Annotated in this window: 11 protein-coding genes; all 11 read left to right on the top strand. The window is 37.3% G+C overall.

Annotated elements, in window-relative coordinates:
* Positions 1-83: 83 nt before the first annotated feature.
* The 11 genes from ACFQ3N_RS06425 to rsgA all read left to right on the top strand — a co-directional run bounded on the left by ACFQ3N_RS06425 (position 84) and on the right by rsgA (position 12,519).
* A complete protein-coding gene (locus tag ACFQ3N_RS06425) occupies positions 84-965 on the top strand; it encodes a YicC/YloC family endoribonuclease (RefSeq protein ID WP_390360648.1) in 882 nt (293 codons plus the stop codon).
* A gap of 106 nt (positions 966-1,071) precedes the next feature.
* Entirely contained in the window at positions 1,072-1,332 is a 261-nt protein-coding gene (remA, locus tag ACFQ3N_RS06420) for an extracellular matrix/biofilm regulator RemA (protein ID WP_390360646.1), read from the top strand.
* 18 nt (positions 1,333-1,350) lie between these two features.
* Positions 1,351-1,971 carry a guanylate kinase gene (gene gmk / locus ACFQ3N_RS06415; RefSeq protein ID WP_390360644.1) on the top strand — a complete coding sequence of 207 codons (621 nt, stop codon included), beginning with the start codon at positions 1,351-1,353 and terminating at the stop codon, positions 1,969-1,971.
* On the top strand, positions 1,968-2,168 hold the full coding sequence (rpoZ, locus tag ACFQ3N_RS06410) for a DNA-directed RNA polymerase subunit omega (protein ID WP_390360642.1): 201 nt from the start codon (positions 1,968-1,970) through the stop codon (positions 2,166-2,168). Before gmk ends, rpoZ begins: the two co-directional genes overlap by 4 nt.
* A gap of 74 nt (positions 2,169-2,242) precedes the next feature.
* On the top strand, positions 2,243-3,451 hold the full coding sequence (coaBC, locus tag ACFQ3N_RS06405) for a bifunctional phosphopantothenoylcysteine decarboxylase/phosphopantothenate--cysteine ligase CoaBC (RefSeq protein WP_390360640.1): 1,209 nt from the start codon (positions 2,243-2,245) through the stop codon (positions 3,449-3,451).
* Positions 3,448-5,856 (top strand): primosomal protein N', encoded by a 2,409-nt coding sequence (gene priA, locus ACFQ3N_RS06400; protein ID WP_390360638.1) that lies wholly within the window; start codon positions 3,448-3,450, stop codon positions 5,854-5,856. The genes coaBC and priA overlap by 4 nt, the downstream gene beginning before the upstream one ends.
* Positions 5,857-6,476: 620 nt before the next feature.
* Entirely contained in the window at positions 6,477-7,415 is a 939-nt protein-coding gene (gene fmt / locus ACFQ3N_RS06395; RefSeq protein ID WP_390360636.1) for a methionyl-tRNA formyltransferase, read from the top strand.
* Positions 7,416-8,765 (top strand): 16S rRNA (cytosine(967)-C(5))-methyltransferase RsmB, encoded by a 1,350-nt coding sequence (rsmB, locus tag ACFQ3N_RS06390; RefSeq protein WP_390360634.1) that lies wholly within the window; start codon positions 7,416-7,418, stop codon positions 8,763-8,765.
* A gap of 125 nt (positions 8,766-8,890) precedes the next feature.
* The gene (locus ACFQ3N_RS06385) at positions 8,891-9,652 is read left to right on the top strand and encodes a Stp1/IreP family PP2C-type Ser/Thr phosphatase (RefSeq protein ID WP_390360633.1); all 762 of its coding nucleotides are present in this window, start codon (positions 8,891-8,893) and stop codon (positions 9,650-9,652) included.
* Positions 9,646-11,643, top strand: a complete 1,998-nt coding sequence (gene pknB / locus ACFQ3N_RS06380; RefSeq protein WP_390360631.1) for a Stk1 family PASTA domain-containing Ser/Thr kinase — start codon at positions 9,646-9,648, stop codon at positions 11,641-11,643. Before ACFQ3N_RS06385 ends, pknB begins: the two co-directional genes overlap by 7 nt.
* Positions 11,644-12,519, top strand: a complete 876-nt coding sequence (rsgA, locus tag ACFQ3N_RS06375) for a ribosome small subunit-dependent GTPase A (protein ID WP_390360629.1) — start codon at positions 11,644-11,646, stop codon at positions 12,517-12,519.
* Positions 12,520-12,521: the final 2 nt, after the last annotated feature.

Genomic DNA, 12,521 nt, shown 5'->3' with positions numbered 1-12,521 from the left:
GGGGTTTTGTATTTCATCCTATCACTGCTATAATTAAATAAGCTCATTAAAAGAACACTTTTGATCGTAATGGATGTGATAAAATGGGAAATAGCATGACAGGATATGGAAGAGATGTTCTAACTGATGAAAATACTACTGTAACAGTTGAGATTCGAACAGTTAATCACCGTTTTTTAGATTTTTCAGCCAAGATACCTCGTTCTCTATTATTTCTAGAGGATAAAATCCGCAAAATAATTCAATCCTATTTTCAACGTGGTAGAATTGAAGTTTATATTGGGATCGAGGGAGAAGGCTTTGTTCGAAAACATTTAAAAACGGATTGGGATTTGTTGGAGCAATATGTCGAGCAATTAACCAAAGTGAAAAATATACATCATATACCAGGAGAAATACCGATTAGTGTTATTTCTTCCATGCCAGAACTTATCAGTGTCGAAGAAATGCAAGAACATCCTGATGGAATAAAGGATGCGATATTAAATAGTACAAAAAATGCATGCGAACAAGTGGTAAAAATGCGTAATGAGGAAGGAACTCATCTTATTCGTGATATAGTGAACATAATGGAAACGATGCAAACCACAGTTTCATTATTGCATTCGAGTAGGAGTAGTGTGATTGAGGAGTATCGGGAGCGGATACATAATCGATTAAAGGATTACCTTAATGAAAATATACCGCTTGAGGATTCACGAATTTATCAAGAAATTGCTCTTCTAGCAGAAAAAGGAGACATAACCGAAGAAATAACCCGGTTACAAAGTCATATCGATCTATTTAAGGAAACAATCAAACAAGAGGGAACTATAGGTCGAAAACTTGATTTTATTAGTCAGGAAATGCATCGTGAGGCCAACACGATAGGATCGAAGTCTACAGATGCTAAAATCGGGGAGTGGGTAGTGTCGTTAAAAGGAGATATCGAAAAGATCAAAGAGCAAATTCAAAATATAGAGTAATCATTTGAGTTTTGTATTCCATTTTTCATATAATAGACGTACTATAAAAAAGAGAAAAAATATGTAGGAATTGCTATAGAAAGATAGCAAATGAGGGGGAGCCAATTTGAGTTTACGTTTAATAAATATAGGATTTGGAAATGTAGTGTCAGCAAATCGAATCATTTCCATCGTTTCACCAGAATCAGCACCAATCAAAAGAATTGTGACAGTAGCACGGGATAACAATAAATTAGTGGATGCTACCTATGGTCGACGAACTCGTGCTGTAATTATTACAGATAGTGATCATGTCGTATTATCTGCTGTACAACCTGAAACCGTTGGTCAGCGTGTTCTGAGTCACGAAGAAATGTCTGACGAATAAGTAGTAGGAGGAACTGTTTTGATTGAAGAGAAAGGTATATTATTTATTCTTTCCGGCCCCTCAGGTGTCGGGAAGGGGACTGTTAGGAAAGAGCTTTTTGAACAAGATACAGATTTAAGGTATTCTATTTCTATGACAACTAGAGACATTAGAACTGGTGAAACAGATGGAATTGATTACTTTTATAAATCAAAAAGTGAATTTGAAAGCTTAATCGAAAAGGGGCAGCTGTTAGAATACGCACAATATGTCAATAATTATTATGGGACACCAAGAGAATATGTGGAGCGAACTTTAGCAGAAGGTCATGATGTTTTCCTGGAAATAGAAGTAAAAGGAGCATTACAAGTCAAAGAGAACTTTCCTGAGGGTGTATTTATCTTCTTGTTCCCACCTAGTTTGGAAGAGCTGAAAAATCGTATTTTAAGTAGAGGGACCGAAACACAGGATCTCGTATTAAATCGTTTAAAGGAAGCAAGAAATGAAATTGAAATGATGGATGCGTATGATTATGTCGTTGTGAATGATCATGTAGATCATGCTGTAGAAAAAATACAGTCTATCATTCAAAGCGAACATTGTAAGCGAGAACGTATTGCCAAACAATATAAACAGTTATTGGAGGATGAATTGAAATGATGTTAGAACCGTCAATTGATGCTTTACAAGAAAAGATCCGGTCAAAATATGTACTTGTTACGCTTTCATCAAGACGTGCTAGACAACTTCGGGAGAAAAATAATTTACAGGTGGATCACCCAAAATCATCTAAGTTTGTAGGTATGGCACTTGAAGAGGTCCAATCTGGAAAGCTATTTGTAGACGAAGATAATTAGCAACAAGAGCCCTCGCTATTTTATGCGAGGGTTTTATATTAAATCTCTCTTATATGAAGAAAGGGGTTTGAAATATGTTACAAGGTAAGAATATTCTCTTGGGAGTGTCTGGAGGAATAGCAGTTTATAAAGCATGCGCATTAACAAGTAAATTAACACAACATGGTGCAAATGTGAAAGTAATGATGACTCAAAATGCAACTGAATTTGTTTCTCCATTAACGTTTCAAGCTTTATCCAGAAACCCCGTTTACATAGATACGTTTGATGAAAAAGATCCAGAAAAAATTGCTCATATTGATGTTGCTGATTGGGCCGATATTGCTATCGTTGCGCCTGCGACAGCAAATATTATTGGAAAACTAGCAAACGGCATAGCAAATGATATGCTATCCACTACTTTATTGGCCACACAAGCAAGTGTTTATATTGCTCCAGCAATGAATGTTCACATGTATGCACATCCAGCAGTAATCGAAAACATGAAAAAGCTAGAAGAATGGAACTACCACTTTATAGAACCTGGTGATGGTTATTTGGCATGTGGTTATGTTGGTAAGGGCAGATTGGAAGAACCAGAAAGCATTATAGATACTGTTTCAAATCATATAGCAAGTAATTCATTGTTTAAAGGAAAAAAAGTCTTAATTTCTGCAGGGCCTACTAGAGAAAAAATAGATCCCGTTCGTTATTTTACGAATAGGTCATCTGGTAAGATGGGATTTGCTCTAGCTGAAGCTGCAGCTAAACTTGGTGCTGAGGTTACACTTGTTACAGGGCCTGTTGATCTTAGACTTACAGCCAACCATATAACAAGAATTAATGTTACCTCAGCCGAGGAAATGTACGAAGCGATGCACTCGAATTTTTCAGAACATGATATTGTTATAAAGGCAGCAGCAGTGGCAGACTACCGTCCGAAAGTAACTTTTGATGATAAGATGAAAAAGCAACCGAATAATTGGAATGTGGAAATGGAGCGGACAAAGGATATATTGCAATCTCTTGGAGAACAAAAAACACATCAATTTTTAGTAGGTTTTGCTGCTGAAACTAGTAATCCAATAGAATATGGTATTCAGAAGTTGAAGAATAAACATTTAGACGCAATTGTTATTAATAATGTGGCTAGTGAGGGCGCAGGCTTTGCTGGTGATACTAATATTGCAACATATGTAAACAAATCATTGGAGCCGATAGAGATCGAAATAGCTTCTAAATTGGATGTTGCAGATAAGCTAATGAATTATATCGCTCGAGATATGAAGGATGAAGTTCAGTGAATATAGCAAAAGTGATTGTAGATGTTCCGGCAAGTTCAATTAATCAAACGTTTGATTACCAGATTCCTAAGCAATTCCAAGGAGTACTACAAAAGGGAATGCGGGTAATTGTACCGTTTGGCCCACGGAAAATTATGGGGTTCGTTGTGGAATTTACTTCTCAAACAGAGTTAACTAAATTAAAAGATATCCTCGAAGTGCTTGATTTAACACCTGTACTAACGAATGAACTACTCGAATTAGGGAGATGGCTAGCTGAAGAAACGTTAAGCTTGTATATTACTGCACTTCAAGCCATGCTTCCACAGGTGTTAAAAGCACACTATCAAAAAGAATTAATACGATTAACTGATGAAGAGATGACCAATGAATTAGAGAATTTTTTTGCTGGACGTGATGTCATTCCCTATGAAGAGGTCGACCATTCTCCCGTTAGTTACTACCAACTGCAAAAGGCTGTTCAGGACGGTGATATTGCAGTTAACTATTTAGTGAAATCAAAAATCACCAAAAAACGTGTAACCATGATTAAGCCATTACGAAGTTCTCACTTGCTAGAAGAAACTCTACTAGACCTATCGACAAATGCGAAGAAGCAACATGAATTGATTACTTTTTTTATTGAAAATCCAGCCCCAATTGAAAAGAGAACATTAATACATAAACTACAGACGTCAAATGCCACGATAAAGAATTTAGTAGATAAACATATACTTGAAAATTATAGTGAAGAGGTTTATCGTAACCCATTTGATGATGAGTCAATCGTTCAAACCACTGCACTGGAACTCACTGAAGAGCAGGAACAAGCAATTATTCCAATCAAGGAAAAAATAGTCGCGAATGAGCATGATGTGTTTTTAGTACATGGTGTTACAGGAAGTGGTAAAACGGAAATTTATTTGCAAGCGATTCAGGATGTTATAAAAAAGGGTCAAGAAGCTATCGTCTTAGTACCCGAAATATCACTTACCCCACAAATGGTCAAGCGATTTAAAGGAAGATTCGGTTCCAAGGTGGCGGTATTACATAGTGCATTATCATCTGGGGAAAAATATGATGAGTGGCGCCGAATCCACCGTAAAGAGGTTCAGGTTGTTGTCGGAGCAAGATCGGCTATTTTTGCTCCATTTGAGAATCTCGGAATAATTATAATTGATGAAGAACATGAAAATAGCTATAAACAAGAAGATAATCCACGTTATCACGCTAGAGATGTTGCGATTCACCGTGGAAAAAATCATCAATGCCCTGTGATACTAGGAAGTGCTACACCCGCGTTAGAATCATATGCAAGGGCACAAAAAGGTGTATACAGGTTAGCTGTCTTAGAAAAGCGAACAAACTCTCAAGCCATGCCTGAGGTGGAAATAATTGATATGCGTAAAGAACTTCATGCGGGGAATAGAACCATGTTTTCACGAAGTTTGAAAGAGAGAATAGAACAATGTATCCAGCGGCAAGAACAAATAGTATTGCTTTTAAACAGAAGAGGATATTCAACATTTGTGATGTGCCGTGATTGTGGTCATGTGAAAGAATGTCCACATTGTGATATCGCTCTTACGTTTCATAAAAATAGTAATCAACTAAAATGTCATTATTGCTCTTATGAGGAGCCAATGCCTACAATTTGTCCGGAGTGCAGCAGTGATTTAATCCGATACTTTGGAACAGGTACCCAACGTGTTGAAGAAGCATTAACACAGTTAATTCCAGAGGCAAATGTTATCCGTATGGATGTTGATACAACAAGACGTAAGGGTGCGCATGAAAAACTACTTAATCAATTTGCAAATAGAGAAGCAGATATTTTACTAGGAACTCAAATGATTGCAAAAGGTTTGGATTTTGAAAATGTAACACTGGTAGGAGTATTAACTGCTGATTCGATGCTGCACCTGCCAGACTTTCGCTCATCAGAAAAAACCTTTCAATTATTAACACAAGTAAGTGGACGTGCGGGAAGACATGAATTACCTGGTGAGGTTATTGTCCAAACGTATACCCCGGACCATTATAGTATCGAACTAGCAAGTGAATATGATTTTACTCAGTTTTATAAAAAGGAAATGGCAATGCGAAAAACGTTTAAATATCCACCATACGTTTTTTTGGCATTGATGACTATTTCCCATGAAAATCAAGTAAAGGTTATACAAACGACACAAAAGATTACGAAAATGTTATTGGATCATGTTAGTGATGAAACGGTTGTGCTAGGACCTACACCTTCGCCACTTGCTCGTATCAAAAATAGATATCGTTATCAATGCATGATAAAATACAGAAATGAGCCACATATTCGAACGTTAATCCAAAATATAATTCAAAATTTTTCGGAAGAAACAAGGAAAGACGATCTATTTATTACGGTTGATATGCAACCATATCAAATGATGTAAAAAAGTTTTTTAAAGGCTGTTTTCTAAAAGATTGTTGTTTTTGCCACAATAGATATAAACTGCGACGTAACTTTAGGCTTATTTCTATTGCCGCCGTCTGGGATCGCTACGGGCGGATGCTTTCCGCGGGCACGGCTTCAGCCTCCGAAGCGGAAAACCACCGCTTCGGTGTCTTCAGACACGTGCTGTTCCCGCAGGAGTCACCGCCCTCCGCTCACCCTGACTGGTAAGGGGTTCTATTAATACTAATACAGTCTCACGACAGTAACAGAAATAACAGCGAAGGAAATACACGTAGACTCCTTGAAAATACAAACCGATTTTCTGCGTGCGATGTCTAGCTATGTAGCTTTCCTTATCCTGTGGGAGCAGAGGCCTAGCCTGAGACCCCGCAGAGCGTTAGCTCGAGGGCTCATCAGCCGCCCACGGGTAGAAGACACTGCGCAGTGAAACGAAGCAGATGTCGCACTTGTACCCGGATGGGTGAAAGCGAAGTGTAATTCCGTAGCGGTAGGTTAACCGTCACATCAAGTTATGTCGCAGTTTATATCAACTGCGAGGATTAAATAGCAACAAAACTTACGAAATAAGCCTTTTTAAAACACGAAAGGGGTTTTTAGATGAAGAGAATTGTTTTTATGGGTACACCTGATTTTTCTGTCCCAATTCTGCAATCAATAGTTCAAAAGGGGTACGACGTAGTTTTAGTAGTTACCCAGCCCGATCGTCCAAAAGGAAGAAAAAAGATTCTAACACCACCACCAGTTAAAACCGAAGCGGAAAAACATGAAATTCCTGTATTTCAACCTGAGAGATTAAAAGATAATTACCAGGAAATAGTGAAGTATAAGCCTGATTTAATTGTTACAGCTGCATATGGACAAATACTACCAACAGCATTACTTGATTCACCAACATTTGGATGTATAAATGTGCATGCCTCCATTTTACCCGAACTTCGTGGAGGAGCACCGATTCACTATGCTATTTTACAAGGGAAAAAAGAGACCGGTATTACCATCATGTATATGGTCAATAAACTAGACGCAGGAGATATTTTAACGCAAAGGAAAATTCCTATTGAAACAAATGATCATGTAGGAACACTTCACGATAAATTATCAGTTACTGGTGCAGACTTATTAATACAAACGTTACCACAGTTATTTGACCAAAAGCTAAACCCTGTTAAACAAGACGAGTCAAATGCAACATTTGCTTCGAATATAAAACGAGATCAGGAAAAAATTGATTGGAAAAAAAGTCATGAAATAATCTATAACCACATTCGTGGTCTTCATCCCTGGCCCGTAGCATTTACCATATATCAGGATAAACCGATGAAGATTTGGTGGGGGGACATGGTTGATTCGGATTTTAATGGTTCCCCTGGAGAGATTGTTCTGGTAACAGATGAAGATTTTACAGTTGTTTGTGGTAATCAAAAAGGAATACGTGTTACAGAAATACAACCTTCAGGTAAAAAAAGAATGTCAGTAAGTGAATACCTTCGTGGCTCTACTGAACGAATTAAAATAGGTACTAAGATGGGTGATTAAATGAGTAACTACCAATTAAGAGAAGCGATTGTGGACATTTTAGTAAGAATTGAGCAAGACAGTGGATATAGTCATTTATTAATTGATCATGAATTAAAATCTCGAAAAATAAATCCTAAGGATGAGGGCCTTTTAACGGAAGTCGTTTATGGAACCATGCAGCGAAAAATCACACTGGATTTCTACCTTGAGGATTTTTTAAACCCCAAAAAGAAGCTAGAACCCTGGGTAAGAATGTTATTAAGAATGTCTGTTTATCAATCGGTATTCTTAGATAAAATACCCGATCACGCGATCATTCATGAAGCTGTTGAAATAGCTAAACGTAAGGGTCACAAAGGGATCTCCTCTCTAGTCAATGGTGTACTTAGAAGTCTGCAACGACAAGGTGTTCGTGACACAAGTAAAATTACCAATACTTCTACAAAAATCTCTATTGAGACAAGTCATCCTGAATGGTTGGTTAAAAGATGGTTGTCCATGTATGGTGAAACAATCACACGAGAAATGTGTGAAGCCAATTTAGGTCGTAAACCAATGTCAATAAGGGTTCAACCGTTAAGAGGAACACGGGATGAAACAATAAAAAGATTAAAAGAACTAGGTATGGATGTTATCGCCTCTGATTTTTCAAGTCAAGGTATCGTTATTAAAGAAGGAAACGTCCTAAAGACTTCGTTGTTTTCTGAAGGCTTCGTTACAGTCCAAGATCAAAGTTCGATGCTGGTTGGTGAGGTTATGAATCTGAAACCAGGTTTACAGGTTTTAGATGCATGTAGTGCACCTGGTGGCAAAGTGACTCACATTGCAGAAAAGATGGAGGATCAAGGTGTTATTCACGCGTATGATCTGCATGCCAAAAAGGCAAAACTTCTCAACAAAAAAGCAAGTGAATTGAATTTAACTATAATAGATGCAAAACAAGCTGATGCCAGAGATCTTCACCAGATGTATGAGAAGGAAACCTTTGATCGTATCCTGGTTGATGCACCATGTTCAGGTTTAGGCGTTATTCGTGGTAAGCCTGATATCAAGTACAATAAACAGGAAAAGGATATTGAGCGCTTAGCAGATATTCAATTAGAGATTATGGAAAGTGTAGCACCTTTACTTAAAAAAGACGGTCAGTTAATTTATAGCACATGTACTGTTGATAAAGAGGAAAACGAAGGTGTAGTCGAAGCTTTCTTAAAAAAACATACAGATTATAATGTCGATTACCAACTGTTTGACCAACTACCGAGCAATGTAGCAAATTCACCAGGTCATACTGAACTGGGTCTACAGCTTTTTCCTCAAACGTTTCAAACAGATGGATTCTTTCTAACACGACTTATAAAAAGTAAATAAATGGAATACTATTGTAGTTTTTAGTAAAATTATGTAATACTTATAGTATTGTTCATGCTGCTTTACGATACTATAGGCAGGACGTAAATCTTACTGTGTATAGTGTAGGAAAAAGGGGTGATAGGATGAAAGGGAAATTTACAACTGACCAGGGTAAAGTAAGAAACCATAATGAAGACTCAGGTGGTGTCTTTTATAATCGGTCCCAACAATTATTAGCAATAGTTGCTGATGGAATGGGTGGTCATCAGGCTGGAGATATAGCTAGTAAAATGGCAACTTCGATCATTCAAGAAAAATGGGAGGAGACCGATTCCAAAGCATCTCCAGAAGAAATAGAAGAATGGCTTTGGAATGCCGTTATAACAATGAACAAGTCTATTTATCATGAGGCAAATAATAATGAAGCTTGTCAAGGAATGGGAACAACTATTGTGGTTACTGTTTGCACCGATGAGTTTGTCACAATAGCCCATATTGGGGACAGTAGGTGCTATTTGTTGAATGAAAATAATTTCACCCAAATCACAGACGACCATTCACTTGTAAATGAGCTTGTTCGTTCAGGACAAATATCTAAGGATGATGCAGAGCAGCATCCAAGGAAGAACGTTCTGTTACGAGCATTAGGGACTGAAGAACAAATTACCGCAGAAATCCAATCTATCGGTTGGGAACAAGGTGATAGACTCTTGCTTTGTTCGGATGGATTAACTAATAAGGTTACGGATGAAGAATTAGCTGAATTGATAGTGTCAGACAGTGGTTTAGAGGAAACAATGCAACAATTTATAAATTTAGCAAATGAGCGGGGTGGGGAGGATAATATCTCTCTCGCAATAATAAGTCATGATTCTCCTGCGAAAGAAGGTGAAAATCTGTGTTAAAAGGTCATCTATTGAATGATCGTTATAAAATAATTGAAACAATTGGCGGCGGCGGAATGGCTAATGTTTACTTGGCGAAGGATACCATTTTAGATCGTGACGTTGCTATAAAAGTACTTCGTCTTGAATATGCCAATGATGAAGAGTTTATTGCGCGTTTTGACCGTGAAGCACAGTCCGCAACAAGCCTTTCGCATCCTAATATTGTAAACATATACGATGTTGGAGATGAAGACCAGTTCTTATATATGGTAATGGAATATGTGGATGGAATGACTTTGAAAGAATACATACAACGCTATGGGCCTATCGATGTCCAAGAAGCATTAGATATTATGAAACAAGTAACAGCAGCCATTGCTCATGCACATGCAAATGATATTGTACACCGTGACATTAAACCGCAAAATATTTTAATTGATACATATGGACAAGTAAAAGTAACTGACTTTGGGATTGCTGTTGCGCTTAGTGCAACGTCCTTAACTCAAACCAATTCTATTTTAGGATCTGTACATTACCTTTCACCGGAACAAGCCCGAGGTGGAATGGCTACAAAAAAATCCGATATTTATTCACTTGGAATCGTACTTTTTGAACTTTTAACTCGTCGTTTACCTTTTTCAGGACAATCTCCTGTGTCTATTGCATTAAAACATTTACAAAGTGACACACCATCTGTCAGAAGGTTTAATCAGGATGTGCCCCAAAGCGTTGAAAATATCGTATTAAAGGCAACATCAAAAGATCCGTTTCATCGCTATGATACCGTATATGATATGGAAGAAGGGTTAGTAACTGCATTAGATCCTAGTAAAATAAACGAAGAAAAATTTACTCCTCCTGTTGAAGCAGGGGAGGAAACAAAAGCAATTCCGATAATTACAGATAATCAGATGCAGGATTATGCTAATCAAAATACAATTGTACACGCTACAAATGGTAATACGAAAAAATTTGCTGAGGAAGCGTTGGACGAGCAACCTCCTAAGAAGAAGAAAAAGCGAAAGAAAAAATGGTTAATTATTTCGATAATAGTATTTATCCTCCTTGCAACCAGTGTTGCAGCTTTATTTATTATTCCAAGCTTGCTTAAGCCAAAGGATGTAGAAGTTCCTGATGTGGTAGAGCTTGAGTATGAAGAGGCTGTAGATGAACTCGAAAAGAGTAATTTACAGGCAGATCGTGAATACATGTACTCAGAGGATATTGAGGAAGGGTTTGTAGTTAAAACAGACCCAAGAGCGGGAAGAACAGTTAAAGAAGAAGATTCTATTACTTTATACGTGAGTCAAGGAAAAGAGAAAGTAGAATTTGCCGATTATGTTGGTAAAGACTTCCGCCAAGAGCAGCGATTACTCGATGAACTAGGTTATTCAGAAATAATCTCTTGGGAGGTATCTTCTGATAAGCCAGAAGGAGAAATTGTCAAACAAATACAACCGGAACCAGGTACAGAAGTAGTTCCAAGTGAAACGCGTGTTATATTTGAAGTGAGTTCTGGTCCTGAACCGATCAGTTTAAACAATTTAAGAGGAATGAGTGAACAAGAGGCAAGAGATTCCCTAGAAGGCCAAAACCTCGTTATGGATCCTATAAGAGAACATTCAGAGGATGCTCCTGAAGGGGAAGTAATTCGCCAGGATCCTGCACCAAATACGGAATTAGAAGAAGGGGACACGGTGGAGGTATATATTTCGATGGGTCCTGAAGAAAAACCTCCTGTATCTCACGAGGAAAGCTTTACTATAGATTATAATCCTGAGGAATCTGATGAAAATCAGGATCAGCCAGTAGAACAGACGGTGAGAATATATATAGGAGATATGGAAAATGATATTGAAAATGTATATGATGAAGAAACAATTACAGAAGATACACCATTTAGTATTACGCTAACTATTCCACATGGTGAAAGTGCAGAATATAAAGTAATGAGAGATGATGATATAGTAATCAATAAAACAGTTTCCTATGAAGAAGGTGAATAAATGACAAAGGGCAGAATCATCAAAGCATTAAGTGGATTTTATTATGTAAAATCAGGTGTAGACATATATCAGTGTAGAGGTAGAGGCGTTTTTCGTAAAAAGAAAATCAACCCCCTCGTTGGAGATTTCGTTACATTTGATATAAGCAACCCTGGTGAGGGATATATTTCAACTATTGAAACTAGAAAAAACGAACTAATACGACCACCTATAGCTAATATTGACCAAGCAGTTATTCTAAGTTCTGCTACAATGCCTGATTTTAGTCCTTTGTTGCTCGATCGATTTCTAGTCCTTATCGAGTCTAAAGATATTGAGCCGATTATCTTTATCTCAAAAATGGATGTCATCTCAGAGGATTTAAACAAGAATATAGAAAAATATCAACAAGATTATAAAGCTATTGGTTATCAAGTTGAATTAATTTCAACAAAAAAAGAATTAAATCATTTAGATTCTTATTTTTCAGATCATGTATCGGTTATTGCAGGTCAATCTGGTGTAGGAAAGTCGTCGTTGCTAAACGCACTAAAGCCTTCCCTGCTTTTAAAGACAGACGATATTTCTAAAAGTCTTGGAAGAGGGAAGCATACAACACGGCATGTAGAACTGATAGAGGTGAGTAATGGTCTAGTTGCTGATACTCCCGGTTTCAGTTCACTCGACTTTAATGAAATAGAACTTGAAGAATTAGCAGATTGTTTTCCAGAGATGAGAGAACGGAAGGAAAATTGTAAATTCAGAGGATGTATGCATAATAAAGAACCAAAATGTGCAGTAAAACAAGCTGTGGAAGAGGGAGAAATAGCATCCTATCGATACGAACATTATTTAAGTTTTTATACTGAAATTCAAACAAGAAAGCCGAGGTATTGAAA

The organism is Virgibacillus byunsanensis (assembly GCF_042675965.1).
Taxonomy (GTDB): domain Bacteria; phylum Bacillota; class Bacilli; order Bacillales; family Amphibacillaceae; genus Virgibacillus_R; species Virgibacillus_R byunsanensis.
This window is presented reverse-complemented; position numbering and strand designations above follow the sequence as displayed.